The 20414-nt window shown below is 37.2% G+C and carries 18 protein-coding genes; 12 read left to right on the forward strand and 6 right to left on the reverse strand.

What is annotated here, in order from left to right; all coding sequences use genetic code 11:
• Positions 1-10 precede the first annotated feature (10 nt).
• The 3 genes from JN11_RS02020 to ychF form a co-directional block, all read right to left on the reverse strand.
• A complete protein-coding gene (locus JN11_RS02020) occupies positions 11-1645 on the reverse strand; it encodes a SusD/RagB family nutrient-binding outer membrane lipoprotein (protein ID WP_144909120.1) in 1635 nt (544 codons plus the stop codon).
• A gap of 26 nt (positions 1646-1671) precedes the next feature.
• Positions 1672-5022: a SusC/RagA family TonB-linked outer membrane protein gene (locus tag JN11_RS02025; RefSeq protein ID WP_144909122.1), complete on the reverse strand. Its 3351-nt coding sequence runs from the start codon at positions 5020-5022 to the stop codon at positions 1672-1674.
• A gap of 420 nt (positions 5023-5442) precedes the next feature.
• Complete coding sequence (gene ychF, locus JN11_RS02030) at positions 5443-6546, reverse strand: redox-regulated ATPase YchF (RefSeq protein ID WP_144909124.1); 1104 nt, start codon at positions 6544-6546, stop codon at positions 5443-5445.
• A 222-nt stretch (positions 6547-6768) separates the two neighbouring features.
• On the opposite strand from ychF, the gene mgtE reads away from it, so the two are divergent.
• Entirely contained in the window at positions 6769-8160 is a 1392-nt protein-coding gene (gene mgtE / locus JN11_RS02035) for a magnesium transporter (protein ID WP_144909126.1), read from the forward strand.
• A 98-nt stretch (positions 8161-8258) separates the two neighbouring features.
• Here the strand turns inward: mgtE and JN11_RS02040 are convergent, their stop codons facing one another.
• Positions 8259-8588, reverse strand: a complete 330-nt coding sequence (locus JN11_RS02040; RefSeq protein WP_144909128.1) for a DUF3276 family protein — start codon at positions 8586-8588, stop codon at positions 8259-8261.
• Between the two features lie 119 nt (positions 8589-8707).
• Positions 8708-10495 (reverse strand): ABC transporter ATP-binding protein, encoded by a 1788-nt coding sequence (locus JN11_RS02045; RefSeq protein ID WP_144909130.1) that lies wholly within the window; start codon positions 10493-10495, stop codon positions 8708-8710.
• Between the two features lie 274 nt (positions 10496-10769).
• Between JN11_RS02045 and JN11_RS02050 the strand changes: the two genes are divergently transcribed.
• The 9 genes from JN11_RS02050 to JN11_RS02085 all read left to right on the forward strand — a co-directional run bounded on the left by JN11_RS02050 (position 10770) and on the right by JN11_RS02085 (position 16956).
• Entirely contained in the window at positions 10770-11855 is a 1086-nt protein-coding gene (locus JN11_RS02050; RefSeq protein WP_144909132.1) for a Glu/Leu/Phe/Val family dehydrogenase, read from the forward strand.
• A 58-nt stretch (positions 11856-11913) separates the two neighbouring features.
• Positions 11914-12861 (forward strand): transcription antitermination factor NusB, encoded by a 948-nt coding sequence (gene nusB, locus JN11_RS02055; RefSeq protein ID WP_144909134.1) that lies wholly within the window; start codon positions 11914-11916, stop codon positions 12859-12861.
• A 52-nt stretch (positions 12862-12913) separates the two neighbouring features.
• Positions 12914-13351 (forward strand): DUF1573 domain-containing protein, encoded by a 438-nt coding sequence (locus tag JN11_RS02060; RefSeq protein WP_144909135.1) that lies wholly within the window; start codon positions 12914-12916, stop codon positions 13349-13351.
• 12 nt (positions 13352-13363) lie between these two features.
• Positions 13364-13687, forward strand: a complete 324-nt coding sequence (gene yajC, locus JN11_RS02065; RefSeq protein ID WP_144909137.1) for a preprotein translocase subunit YajC — start codon at positions 13364-13366, stop codon at positions 13685-13687.
• Between the two features lie 88 nt (positions 13688-13775).
• Positions 13776-14723 carry a YbbR-like domain-containing protein gene (locus JN11_RS02070; RefSeq protein WP_144909139.1) on the forward strand — a complete coding sequence of 316 codons (948 nt, stop codon included), beginning with the start codon at positions 13776-13778 and terminating at the stop codon, positions 14721-14723.
• Complete coding sequence (gene coaE, locus JN11_RS02075; protein ID WP_144909141.1) at positions 14723-15316, forward strand: dephospho-CoA kinase; 594 nt, start codon at positions 14723-14725, stop codon at positions 15314-15316. Before JN11_RS02070 ends, coaE begins: the two co-directional genes overlap by 1 nt.
• 62 nt (positions 15317-15378) lie before the next feature.
• Positions 15379-16317, forward strand: coding sequence for an MBL fold metallo-hydrolase (locus JN11_RS02080; protein WP_144909142.1), 939 nt, complete (start codon positions 15379-15381; stop codon positions 16315-16317).
• Positions 16317-16475: a DUF5522 domain-containing protein gene (locus JN11_RS24325; protein ID WP_170227673.1), complete on the forward strand. Its 159-nt coding sequence runs from the start codon at positions 16317-16319 to the stop codon at positions 16473-16475. The genes JN11_RS02080 and JN11_RS24325 overlap by 1 nt, the downstream gene beginning before the upstream one ends.
• 31 nt (positions 16476-16506) lie before the next feature.
• Positions 16507-16956, forward strand: coding sequence for a MarR family winged helix-turn-helix transcriptional regulator (locus tag JN11_RS02085; protein ID WP_144909144.1), 450 nt, complete (start codon positions 16507-16509; stop codon positions 16954-16956).
• Between the two features lie 10 nt (positions 16957-16966).
• Here JN11_RS02085 and JN11_RS02090 read toward each other — a convergent pair whose 3' ends face one another.
• Positions 16967-17545 (reverse strand): phosphatase PAP2 family protein, encoded by a 579-nt coding sequence (locus tag JN11_RS02090; protein WP_144909146.1) that lies wholly within the window; start codon positions 17543-17545, stop codon positions 16967-16969.
• Between the two features lie 141 nt (positions 17546-17686).
• Here JN11_RS02090 and glmM point away from each other — a divergent pair, with 141 nt between their 5' ends.
• Complete coding sequence (gene glmM / locus JN11_RS02095; RefSeq protein ID WP_144909148.1) at positions 17687-19078, forward strand: phosphoglucosamine mutase; 1392 nt, start codon at positions 17687-17689, stop codon at positions 19076-19078.
• A 140-nt stretch (positions 19079-19218) separates the two neighbouring features.
• Positions 19219-20355, forward strand: coding sequence for a cysteine desulfurase family protein (locus JN11_RS02100; RefSeq protein WP_144909151.1), 1137 nt, complete (start codon positions 19219-19221; stop codon positions 20353-20355).
• Positions 20356-20414 lie beyond the last annotated feature (59 nt).

Here is a 20414-nt window from a genome sequence, read left to right on the forward strand (position 1 = left end):
TTATTTTTCCTTATTTTGTAAGCCAGGTATCTTTAGTAGGATCATCAGTAGTGCTTCCAAATTGAGATTGAAGTGCTGCCTGATAATTTGCTGTATTACTTGCTGATTCTGATGAAGGGTATTCCCATCTGCGTGGAATCAGGTTATTTGGTGTGCCAATACCGGCACCACCCTGTCCAAATGTAGGTACGCCTGTACGACGGAAATTGTAAAATGCTTCCCATCCAGAGTTGTTAAACATAGAAACATATTTCTGGGTTAATATCTGTGTAAGACCGGTAGCATTGTCGCCTGCATACGCAACATTAGCCAAAAACTGTGTAATATTTACTGTTGCAGTTCCCCAGGTACCACCTTGTACAATCAGACTAGGGTTAAGAGCAGTATTAGTAGAAGTGACAGGAAAGCTAATGGTTAATACTTCGCCATTGGTTAAACCATAATTAGCTAAAGAGGCATTAATACCATTGGTATACCATGTTGCTGAATTTCCGGTTATCCAACCTCTGTTTATTGCTTCAGCGATATTAAAGCACATTTCTGAGTAACCAATAAATACAAATGGCTCAGCACTTGCACCTGTTGATGAAACATAATAGCGATTGTAGTTAGCAAAAGAATACAAACCGTTATTTGAATTGTTTAATAAGGTAGGTTGTGTTTGGTTGATGTCAGAACCCACATATGCGGTAAAGTCACTAACGGCTTTGCCTCCAGCAACTGATGCCGGTGCCGGTGTAGCAACAACAAAGGTACGTGGATCTTGCGTAGCAGTAGTGATGTTTAAATAAGTGCTGCCAATGTTTGAGAAGTTGTTGTAAGGGTTATAACCTAATGAAAAAGTAGGATAACGGTTGGTTGCATTAAATTTGTAAACCAGGTTATCGCTATTTGATGTCATAATAGGATATTGAGTTGGGTTACCCATTATAGTAACAAATTGCTGTGGTATCTGTAAATCAGCATTATCAACAGCACGTTTGCTTAAGCTGATTAATACTCTTAAACGGTAAGTATTAATTATTTTTTGCCATTGCAGATAGGTTAATCCAAATATATCACCACTTGAGTCCAAAACAGTGTTTGCAAGGGTTGGGGTTTTTGTTATAAGGTTGCCCAATAAAGTATTGGCATTATCAAGCATAGAAAGAGCACTTGCATAAACATCGTGCTGGGTATCATATTTTGGAGTAAGGTTTGTTGCGTTACCTGCCTGTGAAAAAGGGATATCACCAACTCTTTGTGCTAACCATATACCTGAATAAGCTTTAAAAAACAGGCTTAACGCATAATATTTGTTAGTTTGATTGCTTAACTGTAAGGTGGACTGCTGCTGTAATTTTATGGCATATTTAAAAATGTCATAGCTATCCGTTGTACTGCCATAGTTGTAGTTGTTTGTACCCCTATAGTATGAGTAGTTAGCAATATCGAATTGTGAACCTACTGATGAGGTACCCCAAGGTAATTCAGATGTGCGAATTAAATTAGAGGTAAGCGTGTTAAGTAGCAGAGAAACCGGTACAAGTGAGTTATTGCTGGCTACGTTAGGGTTATCTATAAGATCCCCTTTCTGGCAACCGGTTATAGATACCATGCCTATTGTTAACAATAGTACAAATGGGATGAATGATTTAATTTTCATATATTTTCTTTAAATCGATTAAACAATTAGAATGTTAAGTGAATATTTACACCGTAACGACGGGCTGTAGGGCTTTCAAGGTCACTACCCGCATTTGTACCTACTATTGTACCCGTAGAAGCGTTATATCCTGATGCATATTCGTCAAGATCAACATCCTTGCGTGCAGCGAAGTACAATAAGTTTCTGCCTACTAATGAGAAGGTTACTTTTCTGATAAACGTACCTTTCAACACACTGGAAGGTAAAGAGTAACCAATTGTTGCTTCTCTTAATTTAGCATATGAACGGCTTATCATGTAATACTCATCAAAGTTGCCACCAATGCCACTTGAAATATAGCTCTGAACCAACACTTTAGTTGAGTTTGGTGCAAATGTTAACTGGCTTAAGTTGGTTATTACACCGCCCGGACCATATTGTGGAGTACCGCTTACAATAGTAACACCAGGGCCAACGTATTCAGGAGTTGCAGCTTTAGTGCCTTCAGCAGTACTGTTCCATTCTGCTAAACGTGCTGCACCGTATGCGCCGGTTGCGGTTTCAATTGCTGTACCACCGTTCATTGACTGATAGTAAGTTCTGTCGTACATTTTACCACCTATTCTGCCATCAAACTGGAAGCTTAAGGACCAGTTATGATAAGTGAAATGGTTAGTTACACCGAAAGAGAAATCAGGGTCAGCATAGCCTAATAAACCATAGTTGCCATTGTTTGCCTGGCTTGGTGCAGATAAAGGAACACCACCGTTATTGATGATATCACCCTGAGCATCTCTTACGAATTTAGTACCATAAATACCATCAAGTCTGTCGCCAATTTTGTATTCGTGGCCATTTTGATATAATTCAGTTTGATTGCCGTAGATTGATTTTAACGTTTCTCTGTAAGTTGAGTAGTTAACATTCACATCCCAGTTAATTCCATTAGGATTTTTCAGAATAGAACCCATCAATTCAATTTCAAAGCCTTTTTTAAGTGTAGTTACACCATTTACCAGTTGGTTACTGTAAGTGGTTGATGATGCTACCGGTAACTGATAAATGTTAGGACCATTTGTAGTTGTAAAGTATGTAGCATTTAATCCTAATCTGTTACCTAAAAATTTAGCGTCAAAACCAACTTCTGTTGATTTAACCGTAAAAGGTTTTAAAGCATTATTAGCTATAGTATTTGACAAAGACGCTGCTGAGGTACCATTATAAATAGAAGTAACCGCTACCGGAGATTCATTTATATAACTTGGACCGTTATAAGGTGTGTAAAGCTCACTTCCGTAGCCAATCAATCCGCTAACTGGTTTTGAATTCCATGGTAATCCGTTAGCAGTTGTTTGAAAAGCATTGTATGAAGTACCAATAGTTGGTGAGGTTAAACCACCTTTAACATCAGCAAATGAACCACGTACTTTTAAGAAAGATATAAATTCAGGTAATTTAACATAATCAGATACTACACTGCTTACTGATACAGAAGGGTAGAAGAAAGTGTTATTTCCTGATGGTAAAGTTGATAAATTATCAACACGACCGGTGGTATTGATGTTGAAGTAGTTTTTATAACCCAAATCAGCTGAGTAATAAGCACTATTAACCTGCATTTTTGAATTGAAATTGTACAGGTAAGGTTTGTTCAACGAGTTTTGAAGATCGTAAACGCCCGGTACAGCTAAATCCTGGGTAGTTTCCCAATCTGAATTATAAGTAAATGAACGCTCATTTGCTCCTAATAATCCACCTACGTTCCAGTTACCAAATTTATGGTTATAGTTTAAACCTACATCTGTGTTGTTTTCTAACAGGTTACGGTCATCCTGTCTGTAATCACCATACCATCCAAAAGAATACCATGGAAGGTATTGATTAAGGTTGGCGCCTGCAGGTACATCTTCGGTATTTTTTTCATTGTAAGTATCAAGCGCTGTGCGCAGATAAAGGTTCAGATCGCTGTTGAACTTGTAAGTTAATTTTAATGATCCGTAAATAGTTGATTTGGTTCTTCCTTTTAACCATTCGTCAGCAACAAAATAAGGATTGTTTTCACGTCCATATTCAGCAGCATATTGCTGAAGTCCCGGAACACCTTGCGGGCCCTGGTAAATATTTTTCATTGATCTTACATCATAATCAGCAGATCCATAAACCTTAAACATGTAAACATAGCTTTCAGGGCTGTAATCCACGTCAGGGATGTTTGGTGAATATTGCTCGTTCAGGTTCAAATCAGCGTCAACACGTAGTTTTGGTGAAATGTCATATCCTGCAGCTAATTTAAAATTGTCAATATTTAATTCAGTGTTAGGAAAATCGCCTTTTTGGTAGGTGTGGCCATATGATACATGAATATCATAGTTTGAGCCACTTGCTGCTACTGATAATGTATTGGTGTTAACTAAACCGGTTTGTACAAAATTATCAAAGTTATTTGCTCCGCGGGCTACCCATGGGGTTGCCTGTCTTATACCTGTAGTTGGGTTATAAGGACTATCATATTGTTGGGTTTGGAATACACCATCAAAACGCGGCCCCCATTCTGGTAAACGTTGGGTATTATCATATAATACGTTACCATAAGTGTACTGATAATTTGTTCCGCGGCCATATTGAGTTTGGCTCTGAGGAAGAACAATAAAGCCTTTCTCTGCCTCTGTTGTGCTATTAAAATCAACTTGCCAGCCTTTTTTATCTTTGCTGCCTTTCTTAGTTGTAATAATAATAGCACCGTTAATACCACGGAAACCATAAAGTGCCGCAGCATTAGGGCCTTTTAAAACGGTATAGGTATCAATGTCATCAGCATTAAAATCGTAGGTGTCTGATTCAACAGGCTCACCATCTACAACGTACAAAATGTCTGTGCTGCCGCGTAAAACAACGGTTGGTGCACCATAAAATTCAGAGCTTGATCCGATTTGCAAACCGGCAACTTTTCCGGTTAATGAGTTTAAGGGATTTGCATCACGTGCTGTTGTTAAATCATCGCCATTAATCTGTGATTGAGAATAACCCAGTTTCTGAAATTCCTTTTTAACACCCAGTGCTGTAACCACTACTTCAGTTAATGCCTTGGTGTCAGGCTTCATGGTAATCGATGCACTTAGCTCTGTTACTACCAATTCCTGTTCAACAAATCCAATTGATTTAAAAATCAATGTCTGGCCTTTATCAACAGAGATAGTGAAACGTCCGTTTACACCTGTTACAGTACCTTTGGTACTTCCTTTAACAATAACCGTTACACCAGGCAAGGGTTGATTGTTGTCGTCCAATACAATACCCCGTACCGGCAAGTTTTGGGCAAACATTTTGCCGCAGGCCAAAAACACTATCAAAAGTGTTAAAAGCAACCGTGAAAATTTTAGTAAATTTTGTTTCATAAACGATTTTGATTTATCGCATAAAACTATTTTACTACTGTTACCCTATTATTTTTGATTTAACAACAAAAAGTTAATAAATACTAAACAAATCAATAAAAAGTCAACTATTGTTAATTGGAGATATTGGTAATATCATTTAAATGTTAAGTGGTTGAATTGTTGCATATTAAGTAAATTCAATATTATTACATTAGAGAATTTAAGGCAAGAAAATATGCTAAAATACTTACCTTATTTTTTTAATATTAGTAAGTATTTTATCCAATCATAAGCTATTTAAGAGCGTATTTTACCTTTCTTTGAAAGGCATACTTTTTTACCGGGATTGTCTATTTTAAAAATTTGGTAAGTCAAAAAAAATGAATAAAAGAGGTCTTTTCATTTAAATGAAAAGACCTCTTTTATCATAATCCTTATTTAAACATTAAACCTGAAGTGCATAATATCACCATCCTGAACAACATAGGTTTTACCCTCAACGCTCATTTTTCCGTTTTCTTTAATAACAGTTTCTGATCCGTTGAATTTCACAAAGTCTTCATACTTTATAACCTCTGCACGGATAAAGCCTTTCTCAAAATCGGTATGGATTACGCCGGCAGCTTGTGGTGCAGTAAAACCCTGGGTAATGGTCCATGCACGTACTTCTTGTACACCCGCAGTGAAGTAGGTTGCCAGGTTAAGCAGTTTATAAGCCGCTTTGATTAGTTTGTTTACACCTGATTCTGCCAAACCCAAATCATCCAGAAAAAGCTGGCGCTCCTCATAAGTTTCCAACTGTGCAATTTCTGACTCTATTTGTGCCGATATGATCAATACTTCAGCATTTTCTTCTTTTACCGCAGCTTTTACTTTTTCAACATAAGCATTACCGGTGTTAACAGCGCTTTCGTCTACATTGCAAACATACATTACCGGTTTAGCGGTTAACAACCATATATCGGCAATGTATTCTTTATCTTCTTCAGCAACAGGAGCTGTGCGGGCTGATTTACCTGAAAGTAAGTGGTTTTTATAAATAGTGAGTACGTCAAAGGTTTTTTTAGCCTCTTTATCACCGCCCGTTTTAGCCATTTTTTCAACCTTCTGAATTTTTTTCTCTATCGAGTCAAGGTCTTTCAGCTGTAGTTCTGTATCAATAATCTCTTTATCACGGATCGGATCAACCGAACCATCAACGTGAATTACATTGTCGTTATCAAAACAACGTAATACATGGATAATGGCATTGGTTGCACGAATGTTTGCCAAAAACTGGTTTCCTAAACCTTCGCCCTTGCTGGCACCTTTTACAAGACCTGCTATATCAACAATTTCAATAACATTAGGAACCACGTTTTTAGGGTTTACTATTTCTGTAAGCTTGGTAAGACGTTCATCTGGCACGGTAATAACGCCCACATTTGGCTCAATTGTACAAAAAGGAAAGTTAGCCGCCTGCGCTTTAGCATTTGATAAGCAATTAAAAAGTGTTGATTTTCCCACATTTGGCAAACCCACAATACCACATTGTAAACCCATTTTTTTATTAGTTGATTAAGTTGATTGAGTGAATGGTTGACTGAGTTAAAAACGTATGATCAATAAAAGCTTAATCACGCTGATCAACCCCATTAGCCACTCCCTTAAAAAGCGCAAAGATAACAGAAAAATATTGCCTTATTATTTGAAAAAATAAACGACTTTTGCCGCCATCAAACCAAACAAACATTTTTATTAACATGTAAACAAGAGGACTTTTTTATGGAAGAAATGGTTGAACAAATTGAATTATTGCTGGAAAATAATGATGAAAACAAACTCCGGGAATATCTTAACAACCTTAATATATCTGATGTTGAAGAACTGATAGGTGAACTTCCTGATTATGGTCCTCATTTTATTGAAACACTCTCGCTAAACAGAGCTGTAAATGTTTTTAGAATACTTGATTTTCCTACGCAGGAGCGCATCCTTAAAAAACTTTCGGGCCCTAAGGTAATTGAGATCATTAATGAGCTTCCTCCTGATGACCGTACCTCACTTTTTAGCGATTTGCATGGAAAAACTGTTCAGAAATTAATTCAGCACCTATCTGCTGCCGATCGTAAACAGGCGCTGCAACTACTTGGTTACGAAGAAGATAGCGTTGGTAGGTTAATGACCCCTGATTATATCGCCGTTAAAAAAAGCTGGGATGTTCAAAAAGTTTTGGATCATATTCGCCAATACGGTAAGGACTCTGAAACCATTGATGTAATTTATGTTTTAGGTGATAAGGGCGTTTTATTAGATGATATCCGCATCCGTGAGATCCTGTTGGTTGAGCCATCAACTAAGGTAAGTCAATTAATGGATGGCCGGCTGATAGCTTTAAAGGCAACAGACCCGCAACAGGAGGCCATAAATATTTTCAGAATGAATAACCGTACAGCCTTACCGGTTACTGATGACGCTAATGTTTTATTAGGCATAGTTACGGTTGATGATATCCTTTGGATAGCTAACGAGGAATATACAGAGGATATCCAGAAAATTGGTGGTACTGAAGCCCTAGATGAGCCTTACCTGGATATTAGCCTTTTTAAATTGGTAAAGAAAAGAGTAGGCTGGTTAATTATCCTGTTTTTAAGTGAAATGCTTACCACTACCGCTATGCAGTCATACGGAGGTGAATTGGCTTCATTAACCATGCTGGCATTTTTTGTCCCTTTAATTATTTCAAGTGGCGGTAATAGCGGTTCTCAGGCCTCTACTTTAATTATACAGGCAATGGCATTAGGAGAGGTTAAACTGATTGACTGGTGGCGTGTAATGCGACGGGAAATAATATCAGGCTTAATGCTGGGCACCATATTGGGGGTTATAGGTTTCTCGCGTGTAGCTGTCTGGACAACCTTTAGCGATATTTATGGTGAACACTGGTTATTAATGGCATTTACTGTTGGTTTTTCATTAATAGGAGTGGTGCTTTGGGGATCGCTGGCGGGCTCAATGCTTCCGTTGGCGTTAAAAAAACTGGGCTTTGATCCGGCAACTTCGTCTGCACCTTTTGTTGCCACTTTGGTTGATGTTACCGGGCTGGTAATTTACTTTAATATAGCGATGTTGATTTTTGGGCATATCTTACAGCATCCTGCGCCAATTCATAAGTAAACGCGGCAGTAGTAATAATGCCCTCGCTAAAATACTTATAAAAACAAAAAACCTGCCCAAAAGAGCAGGTTTTGATTTATTATTTAGTTTAGTTTAGTTTAAATTTCGAATGAGAAATCTTCGTCTGCAGTTTTAGCGATTTCAGATGATTCATTGTATTCATAGCGTTTTTCAACAACTTCCTGATTAGCTTTGATGTAATCAACAGTATCTTTTAGTCCTTCGGCAAATTTTTCAAAATCTTCTTTATATAAAAAGATTTTGTGTTTAATAAAAACCCCGTCTTCTAAACGTTTTTTGCTCTCTGTAATGGTAACATAGTAGTCGTTAGACCTAGTTGCTTTTACGTCGAAAAAATAAGTTCTTTTTCCGGCCCTTACTTTCTTTGAATAAACCTCTTCACGCTCTCTATTGTCAAAATCTCCCATAATATATTTTATTGTAACTAGTTTTGGTTTGCATAAATATAAATAATTTTTCAAACTACAACTATATAATTGAATATTATTAAACTTTTTATGCTTTTATTGTGGTGAAAATTAAATTTTTAGACATTTTCTTCCTCTTCAAGCAATTGTTTTTCGTACAATTCAAAATACGTTCCTTTCAATTGCATTAAATAAGAATGATTGCCTTGTTCAATAATTTCACCTTTATCCATTACCAATATTTTATCCGCATTTTTTATGGTTGATATTCTGTGGGCTATTATTAAGCTAGTTTTACCCTGCATATTGCGGCCCAAATGGTTTAATATTTCCTCTTCGGTACGTGTATCAACCGCGGATAAACAATCGTCAAAGATGAGTATCTGAGGCTGTTTAACAATAGCCCTGGCAATTGATACACGTTGTTTTTGTCCGCCCGATAAAGTAATGCCACGTTCACCGATCAGGGTTTCAAAGCCCTTTTCCAGTTCCATAATATTGTTGTATACGGCAGCATCCTTTGCTGCTTGTTCAATTGTAGGCATATCCAATACATCGGCACTAAAGGCAATATTATTTGCAATGGTGTCTGAAAACAGGAAAACTTCCTGCGGGACAAAGCCTATTTGTGACCTGTAACCCTCCAGATTAAGCTGTTTAATTAATTTACTGTCTATTAAAACATTTCCAGCTGTAGCATCATACATCCGCATAATTAAATTAGCGATAGTTGATTTCCCTGATCCTGTGCGACCTATAATAGCCACCATTTCGCCCGGTTTGGCTATAAAAGATACATTTTTTAATGCCTGTATGCCTGTATCGGGATATATAAAAGATACATCGTTAAATTCTATTTGGCCTGCTATGTTTTGTTTTTCAGTTTTAGGCGAAATAATTTCAGGCTCCTGGTCCAAAAACTCATTGATACGTTTTTGAGAAGCCGCAGCACGCTGAATTAGTGATGTTACCCATCCCAATGAAATAACCGGAAAGGTAAGCTGATTGAGGTAAACAATAAACTCAGCAATATTTCCCGATGTAATATTTCCCTTCATTACCTCAACACCACCAATATACATGGTAATAATATTGCTTAAGCCAACAAGTAAAAGCATTAAGGGATAAAATAATGCTTGTGCCTTTGCCAAAGCCATAGAATGCACCTTGTAGTTTTCGCTCTCAGAAGCAAAATTACTTCTTACATAATTCTCACGTACATATGATTTTATTACGCGGATCCCTGAAAAGTTTTCCTGTACAAAACTTGATAAGGAAGATAACCGTTCCTGTATTTTTTCGCTGCGATAATTAATAATATTATTTACATAGTATATAATAACAGCTAAAATAGGCAGAGGTAGAACTGAAAATATTGCCAGCCTTACATTAACCGTAAGCATGGCATAAATTACCATTATAAAAAGCACTACGGTGTTAATAGTGTACATTATACCCGGCCCAAGATACATACGCACACGGCTAACATCCTCGGTTACCCGGTTCATTAAATCGCCGGTATTATGGCGGCGATAAAAGGCGAGCGATAGCAACTGGTAATGGTTGTAAATTTCATTTTTAAGATCATATTCAATGTGGCGCGACATCAGGATAATGGTTTGCCGCATAAAAAATAAAAACAGGCCGCGCAACAGTGCTAATATTAGTACCAGGATGCCAAACAGGAACAGACTTGAGCCAAATATGTCATAAATAACCTGCTGCCTGTTAAAGTCTGCAAAAAGCTGGTAAGTGCTGATGTTTTCGGTAACAAGATCGAACGCAACGCGGATAACCTGTGCGGGTAATACACCAAAAATATTGGATATAATTACAAATAGAATTCCTGGAATAAGCCTCCACCGGTATTTGTAAAAGAATTTATTAAGATAAGCGAGATCTCTCATGTATTGATTATCCGAAGTCGGAAGGTCAGTAAAGTCTGAAAGTTCAAAAGTAGACTAATGAAATTGAATTTTCAAGCTATTGAATAGAGGGTAGTATTGTAAGTTTTAAAGATTACTGTTTATTAACAATTTCAATATGTTTTATTCCTGGAAGTTTTCATACTTCTATAAGTTATCCAATTCAATATTAAGCCAATTAAAACAATTCCCTTTGCTTCAACCAAAAAAACACCTACTTTTGTCCGGTCGCAAAAAATAAATTTTATCATTTCTGATGCTAACACAAAACCCTGACGATTCTATATTTAATCAGCTTGAGGCCTTTGGGCACAAGAAAGTTGTTTTTTGTAGTGATCCGGACACTGGTTTGAAAGCTATTATTGCAGTACATGATACTACATTGGGTCCGGCTTTGGGCGGTACCCGTATGTGGGCATACAAAAATGAGGTTGATGCTTTACAGGATGTATTGCGTTTGTCAAAAAGCATGACTTACAAATCGGCCATTGCTGGGCTAAACCTGGGTGGTGGTAAGGCAGTCATTATTGGCGACTCGCGAAAAGATAAAACTGAAGCATTGCTGCGCAAATTTGGTCGTTTTATAAAAAACTTAAATGGTGAATTTATTACGGCTGTTGATGTAGGTACCAATCCTAGGGATATGGAATACATCAGGATGGAAACGCAGCATGTAATGGGTGTTCCGGAAAGCATTGGTGGTAGCGGAGACCCTACACCCATAGCAGCTCTTGGGGTTTTTATGGGAATAAAGGCTTGTGTAAAAGAGTTATACGGGAATGATAACATTACCGGAAAAACAATAATAGTACAAGGTATTGGTCACGTAGGTGAAAACCTGGTAAAGTTGCTTAGAGATGAAAATGCCAAAGTATACATCAGTGATATTAATGAAGAATTGTTGGGACAGATAGCCAAAAAATACGGTGCACAAGCAGTATCAAACAATAGTATTTTTGATATAGATGCTGATATTTATGCACCATGTGCTTTAGGGGCTACGGTAAATACCCAAACTATAAGCAAGCTAAAATGCGGCATAATTGCAGGTTCGGCAAACAATCAGTTGCAAGACGAAACCGTGCACGGGCAGATGCTTCTTGAAAAAGGTATATTGTTTGCACCAGATTATGTAATTAATGCAGGCGGAATTATTAATTGTTACTCTGAACTAATGGGTTTTAGCAAAAAACGCACCATGCAGTTAACCGAAAATATTTATGAGGCAACGCGGAATGTTTTAAAACTTTCAAAGGCCGAAAATATTTCAACTGTTGTTGCCGCAAACAAAATTGCTGAAAAACGTATTGCAGATATTAAAAAAGTGAAATCAACCTACTAAATAATAAATATAGATCTGTTTGCCAATGGGGCTTCAGACTTAAAAATCGTTCTTACAAATGTTAAATCGCAGACACCTAAGGGTAAAAGTTTTACAGTCGTTATACGCTTATCACCAATCAAACAGCGGCGACATCAGGCAGCATGAAAAGAATTTGCTGCAAAGTATTGACAAGGTATACGAAATGTATATCTGGATGCTCTCGTTAATTTCAGAAGTTGCAGATTATGCCGCAAACGATGCTGAAGAAAGGGCCAACAAGCACCTGCCTACCGAAGAAGATAAGAATGCTAGTGTAAAAATACTAAGCAACAGGTTTATCTTATCACTCCAAAGAAACAAGGAATTTTTATCCGGCTTAAAAAAGTACAAAGTTGCCTGGGATTTTGAACCTGAACTAATCAAATCATTATTTATTATCCTTAAAAACTCTGACGACTATAAAGAGTACCTGAAAAAAACAGATGATACTATTCAGACAGATAAGGATATTATAAAATTCATCTTCAAAAAGGTAATCTTAAAATCGTCAATAGCTGAGCAGGTTTTTGAAGATATGTTTATTTACTGGCCGGTTGATAAAGATGTATTGCAAGCTTTGATTGCCAAAACATTTAAAAACTTCTCTTACGATGAGTTCGAGCTTAATAAGCTGGCAGAAGTTACTGCAAACTGGGAAGAAGACAGGGAGTTTATTGTGAATCTTTTTGAACAAAGCATCAGGTTCAATAATGATTACCAGGAAATGATAGGTAAAAAGACCCAGAATTGGGAACCGGATCGTATTGCCATGATGGATACTTTACTGATGAAAATGGCAATTGTTGAGTTTATCAATTTTACCTCTATCCCGGTTAAGGTTACTATAAATGAATACTTGGAGATTTCTAAGGAATTTAGTACGCCAAAAAGTAATTCGTTTATAAACGGTATCTTAGATAAGATTTTATTTGAATTAAAGGCAGAAAATAAGATAAAGAAAACAGGCAGGGGATTAATTGAATAATTTCAATTAGCATTCATGATATTTTAATTACTATTGAGCTCAAATTAACACAATGAAAAAACTATTCTTAAGCTTAATGGCTGCAGGTGTGTTATTGGTTGCCTGCAATCAGTCAAATCAAAGTGGCGCTGCGGCTAATAACACTACAACGGCCAATGCAGCTGAAGCACCGGTAATGAAGTTTGATAAAGAGATGCATGATTTTGGTAAAATAAGTCCGGGCGATAAGGTTACTTATGATTTTAAATTCACCAACACCGGTAAATCACCCTTAATTATTACGGATGCAATTGCCACTTGTGGTTGTACAAAGCCCGAATGGCCGCGTACGCCAATAAAACCCGGAGAAAGCGGCGCTATAAATGTTACGTTTAACAGTGCAGGTAAAATGGGTTTACAGGATAAAATGATAACTATTACCGCTAATACCAATCCGGCGCAAAGCAGGGTTCATTTAATTGGCGAAATAGTGCCAAAAACTACAAAATAATATAAATTTAAAATGATAGCAACTATTTTATTACAAGCTGCAGGCGGCTTCGGCATTCAGCAAATGTTACCACTTGGTCTTATTGCCATAGTGTTTTATTTCTTTATGATCAGGCCACAGGTAAAAAAACAAAAAGATCAAAAAAAATATGTTACTGAGCTTAAAAAAGGCGATAAAGTAGTAACTACTGCCGGTATTCATGGCAGGATTGTTGATCTTAATGAAACTACTTTTTTGGTTGAAGTTGATAACGGTAAAATTCGTTTTGATAAATCAGCTATATCACTTGAAGCTTCAAAAGCATTAAATGCACCACCGGTAGCTACAAAAGCTTAGTTTTTTAGGGCGAAGGCGAAAGGTAAAAGGAGAAAGGTTAGTAATCCAGGCCTTTTACCTTTCAGCTTTCGCCTTTTACCTTTTTACTATGCCAATAATTAAATTATCTGCAACAGAAAGGAGAAGGGTATCAGCGTTTTTTACATGCCTGATACTTGCAGTTTGTGCGTGGATATTTAGTGTATTGTCCAATACTTATAACTACACCGTTAAGGAAGCCCTTAATTTTAAAAATACTCCTCAACGGAGGGCTTTTCATTCCTTACAATCAGATACTGTAAATGTTACCGTTACCGGAAGTGGCTGGGAAATGTTATTTTCCAGGATGAACAACAAGGTAAAAGTATTTACCGTCGACTTAAACTCGCTCGAAAACAAAAGCTATATTGTATTAAGCACTCAGTTGGATCAAATCAACAACAAAAGAGAAATTGGGCAACAGATAACCGGCTTTATACCTGACACGCTGTATTTTGATTTTTCTAACCGGAAAGTAAAACGGGTACCCGTAAAACTGATTACATCTATCCGTTATAATAAGCAGTTTTCACAATCAGATAATATAACTATTAAACCGGGGTATGTAATTGTAAATGGTCCCGCAAGTGTAATTGATAAACTTACCGAATGGCCATCAGATACTTTAAAAGCCGACAGTGTTAACGAAACGCTTAATACAGATTTAGGATTGCAACCTGTAAAGGAGGGTAATTTGAGTATTTATCCCAAAACGGTACGGGTAAATGTTCCTGTTGATGAGTTTACCGAAAAAACTTTACTGATACCGGTTAAGTTGATCAACAATTACAATTATGATGATGTAAAGATATTTCCTCAAAAAGTAAAGATTACCTTTATGGTATCGTTAAGCAGGTATGCCGAAACGGATGAGGATTTTTTTGAAGCAACAGCTAACCTTGATCTGTGGCGAAACCAGGGTTATAAGGTATTACCAGTGGTAGTTTCAAAAATTCCGTGGTTTTGTAAACTGGTAAAGGTAGAGCCTCAAAATATTGATTTTATAGTAAGAAAATAATGCTCAAAATAGGCATAACCGGTAATATAGGAAGTGGTAAAACCACTGTAAGCAAAATTTTCGAGGTATTAGGCATACCTGTTTTTTACGCTGATGATGCCGCCAAAAATGCCATGGTTAATGATGTCATTCTTATCAATGAAATAAAAATAGCTTTTGGGGATACATCTTATTTTGAAGATGGTACCTTAAACCGCAAATATATTGCTGGCATTGTTTTTAATGATAATGCAAAACTTGCTAAATTGAACTCGTTGGTACACCCCGCTACCTTCAGGGCTTTTGATACGTGGGTCAAACAGCATAAGCATGTACCTTATGTTTTAAAAGAAGCAGCCTTGCTTTTTGAAAGTGATTCATACAAAATGTGCGATTATACCATAATGGTACAGGCACCGCTTGAAATACGTATTCAACGTGTTATGAAGCGGGATGGACTGACCAGGGAAGAAGTAGAAAGCCGTAATGCACATCAGTTTTCTGAAGAAAAAAAATCCCAGCTTGCTGATCATATCATTAAAAATGATGATAGCCAATTGGTGATACCCCAGGTTTTAAATTTAGATGCTCACTTCGGATCATTAAGTTATTAGAGGAATTTAATAATTATTCTTCTAGCTGGCAATAATTCCATGATTAATAACGCAACGAAATAATGATAATTGAAGATTTTGTTTCCTTTGATGGCAACGGACTTTACTGTAAATACGGCGACTTTTACATCGATCCAAAACAACCAGTAAGCAATGCCATTATTTCGCATGCTCATGCCGATCATGCAATAAGCGGTAATAATACTGTGTATTTAACAGAAGCCACAAAAGCATTTATGCTGCTCCGTTATGGAAAAAACTCAGCCAAGGTTTTTAATGTAATTGCTTACAATGCCCCATTTACAGTAGGTAAGGTTAAAATAACCCTGATACCGGCGGGACACATGCTGGGTTCAGCGCAAATTTTAATGGAATATGAGGGAATAAGGTATTTGTACACCGGCGATTATAAGTTGCAGCCTGATGCCACTTGTGAGCCTATTGAATGGGTAACTACCGATGTGCTGATAACCGAAAGCACTTTTGCCGATCCTGCAATTTTACATCCCGATCCCACCGAGGAAATTAAAAAGATTAATGAAATAAAAACCAATATATTATTGGGCGCCTATGGTTTAGGTAAAAGTCAGCGGTTAATTAATTTGATCAATACTTATGCGCCTCAAAAAAAGTTGTTAATTCATCACCGCATAATGTCCATTAATGCCATTTACGAGAAAATGGGCCATGCACCAGGTAAGTGTCAGATCTATAGCCGTAAGCTGATGAAAAATCAGGATGAGTTTGTTTATATTGTACCTCCGTTTACTTTTGATAGCTATTTAAGGGCTACCGGTGTTACCCGTTTATTTGCTTCCGGATGGAAAAACTTGCAGGTGAATAGCCGGGACACACTTTTCATTTCAGACCATGTGGATTGGAACGATATTTTACAGACCATAAAAATTACACAACCGAAACAGATCTGGACCCTGCATGGTAATGGTCTGCATTTGAAAAAGCATTTTGGTGATAATATATTTGTAAAAATACTTAACTAATGCTGCAGGAGAATGTTGATTATTATATAAATGAAGACGGAAACTTCGTTTTTACAAAGGAATATCATTTAAAACGCGGATATTGTTGTAAAAATAAGTGCCTTCATTGTCCCTGGGATTATGGAAAACCCAAAGAGGATAAGGATGTTAAAAAATAAATAAGGATATTTGCAGCAAGGGCTAATAACAATGCGGATAGACGAAGAAATACAAAGCAGCAAATTTGAAGATAATTACCATAAGGCAGTTATAAATGTAACTTATACTTATGGGTGGTTAAATAATGTATTCCGTTGTAAGTTTGAAAAAAATAATCTTACTCAGCAGCAGTTTAATGTGTTAAGAATATTAAGAGGGCAATACCCTAAGCCGGCTACAATTAATTTATTAAAAGAACGTATGCTGGATAAAATGTCGGATGCATCACGTATTGTTGATCGTTTGGTCCAAAAAGGGCTGGTATCACGTTGCACCAATACTAAAGACCGCCGTGCAGTTGATATTCGGATAAGTGATGAAGGTCTTGGTGTCCTTGAAAAAATGGATATCGAATTTAGAACAAAAGATGTTTTAAAAAACAACCTCACTGAAGAAGAAGCCGGACAACTGAGTGACTTGCTTGATAAACTACGGGGTTGATTTTAGTTTCCTAATAACTTTTTACTAAACCATCAGGTTGTAGCTTTTTAAATATAAACGCAAAAAGCCATCCTACCAACGCTCCATAAATAGCACCGCAGGTAACATCAATAGGATAATGTACACCAACATATACCTGAGCAAAGCTAATAGTTCCTGCCCACAGTATAGCCCATAGCCATATCCAGCGCCACCGCTTATAAAACAGCAATATCATAAAAAACGCCATTGCAAAATGGTCTGTTGCATGGGTTGAAGGGAAACTGTAACCAGTTCCGCAGCTTACGCGGTTAATGTCTGTTAAGGCTGTTATAGGGTCACGGCATGGGCGCAGTCGCTTTACCTGTGGTTTGATGACACTTGCGCTTGTGAAATCAGCAAAACCTGCTGAAAGGGCTAAAAGGACAATGATATAGATGGCCTGTTTTTTAAATTTCCAAACACAAAATCCAATAATGAACAGGTAAAGAGGAATCCAGAATTTAGGATTTCGCAAGTAGGGCATTACCAAATCAAAAAAAGGATTGGTAAGTGTATGGTTAACAAAATAAAATAAATGCCGGTCGAGTTGTAAAAGTTGGTCAGGCATCAGTTTTTTATGAATAAATATTAAACAGACGGTGTTAAAACCGACTTCAAATATAGCCAATAAAATGAGTGAGCAAAACAATGCGATTTATATGAGGCTTCGGTTAAATATTTTTATTTTTGCGCTATAAATTTTTGCACCTTGACATTAATAAAATCGATTTCGGGCATTAGGGGCACCATTGGTGGTGCTGTGGGTGATGGATTAACCCCGTTGGATATTGTGAAATTTACTTCGGCTTATGGCACATGGGCTGTAAATAAATCAGGTATCAAAAAAATAGTGTTGGGCCGTGATGCCCGCATTTCCGGAACAATGGTAAACAACCTGGTTATTGGAACCTTGCAGGGATTGGGTATTGATGTGATAGATCTTGGTTTATCAACTACGCCAACTGTTGAAGTGGCTGTACCTGCTGAAAAAGCTGCCGGAGGTATAATACTTACTGCCAGTCATAACCCAAAGCAATGGAATGCATTGAAATTACTAAATGCTGATGGCGAATTTATAAGTGATGCAGATGGCAAAGAAGTGCTTGAAATTGCTGAAAACAGCAGCTTTAAATATGCTGAAGTAAATGACCTGGGCAAGGTTTATAACGATAATAACTACTTACAGGAACACATTGATAAAATACTGGCGCTGCCGTTAGTTGATGGTGATGCTATTACCAAAGCAGGCTTTAAAGTGGTTATTGATTGTGTTAATTCAACAGGCGGAATCTTTGTCCCGGCTTTGTTAAGAAGTTTGGGGGTTAAAGTAATTCATGAGCTATATTGTGAACCTGATGGTAATTTTCCTCATAATCCTGAGCCATTGCCAGAAAATCTTACAACACTTTCAAAAGAAGTGGTACTAAAAAGAGCCGACCTGGGTATAGCAGTTGACCCTGATGTTGACAGGCTGTGCTTTGTTTGTGAAGATGGCAACATGTTTGGTGAAGAATATACATTGGTTGCCGTTGCTGATTATGTACTGAAAAATAAAAAAGGAAATACGGTATCCAATCTTTCGTCAACACGCGCATTACGTGATGTTACTGAAAAAGCCGGAGGCGAGTATCATGCTGCTGCTGTAGGAGAGGTGAATGTTGTAAACAAAATGAAAGAGGTTAACGCAGTAATCGGCGGCGAAGGCAATGGCGGTGTAATATACCCCGAATTGCATTATGGGCGTGATGCCTTAGTGGGGATTGCTTTGTTTTTAACGCATCTGGCTAAATTTGGCAAGCCTGTTTCTATATTAAAAAGCTCATACCCAGGTTATTTTATCTCCAAAAATAAAATAACACTAACGCCAGAAATGGATATTGACGCGCTTTTACTAAAGGTTGAAGAAAAATATAAAAAACAGCCGCATACCACAATTGATGGCTTGAAAATAGAATTTGACAAAGAATGGGTACATTTGCGCAAGTCAAATACTGAACCTATTATTCGTATTTACTCAGAAGGCAATTCAGAAACAATTGCCAACAATTTGGCAAATAAAATAATTGCCGATATAAAAGAGATTTTACAGTTAAAGGATTGATTTTAGCCTGAAGAACTAAAGTGCTAAAAGTTAGAACGACAGAATCTGTTTACACTATAATTTCACATTAAAATATTCAATGTATAACACAAACGGATTTTTGGTTCTTCCAAACCTTCGTACTCAACAAATAATTAAAGATGCGTGTTTATTTAGATAATGCTGCTACTACTCCTCTGGATCCGGAGGTAATGAAGGAGATGTACAAAGTAATGGAAACCACTTATGGTAACCCTTCATCCATCCACGCTCATGGCCGGGAAGCTCGTACGGTGATTGAAAAATCAAGAAAAACAATAGCAAACCTATTAGGAACATCACCAGCGGAGATCTTTTTCACATCAAGCGGTACCGAAGCGGATAATACCGCTATAAAATGTGGAATTATTGATCATAATATTAAACACGCTATAACCAGTCGTATTGAGCACCATGCAGTACTGCATACCTTTGAGGCACTTGAAAAAGCAGGTGTTATTAAACTAAGTTTTGTTAATGTGGATGCCAAAGGGAATATTGATTATGATCACCTGGAGACCTTGCTAAAAGAAAACGAGCGCAGTTTTGTGTCAATTATGCATGCTAATAATGAAATTGGTACGCTATCAGACATGGAACGCATTGGCGATCTATGTGAAGCGTATAATGCTATTTACCATTGTGATACGGTACAAACTATGGGGCATTACAAACACGATTTGAGTAAGCTAAAAGCGCATTTCCTGGTTTGTTCGGCTCATAAGCTGCATGGCCCTAAAGGGGTGGGTTTTTTGCATATCAATCACCGCATAAAAATTAAGCCTTTTATTTATGGTGGAGCACAGGAACGTAACATGCGTGGTGGTACCGAAAATATTTATGGTATTGTTGGTCTTGCCAAAGCTTTAGAGATAGCTTATGCCGAAATGGATCAGCATCAGCAGCACATTCAAGGCTTAAAAAGCTATATGAAAGCACAGCTGATTGAAAGCATCTCTGGTATCAGCTTTAATGGCGAAACTGATGAAGACAAAAGTTTGTATACCGTATTAAATGTTCAGTTCCCAGAAATGGAAATGGCCGATATGCTTTTATTCAGTTTAGATATTGCAGGTATTTCAGCCTCTGGGGGCAGTGCATGTAGTTCTGGTTCTGATATCGGTTCGCATGTGCTTACTGCAATAGGAGCAAGTACAACCCGTCCGTCGGTAAGATTTTCATTTTCAAAATATACGACTAAAGAGGAAATTGATTTTACCGTAACTAAAGTACGTGAGCTTTGCCTGGTTAATGCCTGATTTTTTTAGTTTGAAGGTTAGTTAAACGAGCGCCGACACTATTTATATATTTAAGCCAC

The organism is Mucilaginibacter frigoritolerans (assembly GCF_007830615.1).
Classification (GTDB): domain Bacteria; phylum Bacteroidota; class Bacteroidia; order Sphingobacteriales; family Sphingobacteriaceae; genus Mucilaginibacter; species Mucilaginibacter frigoritolerans.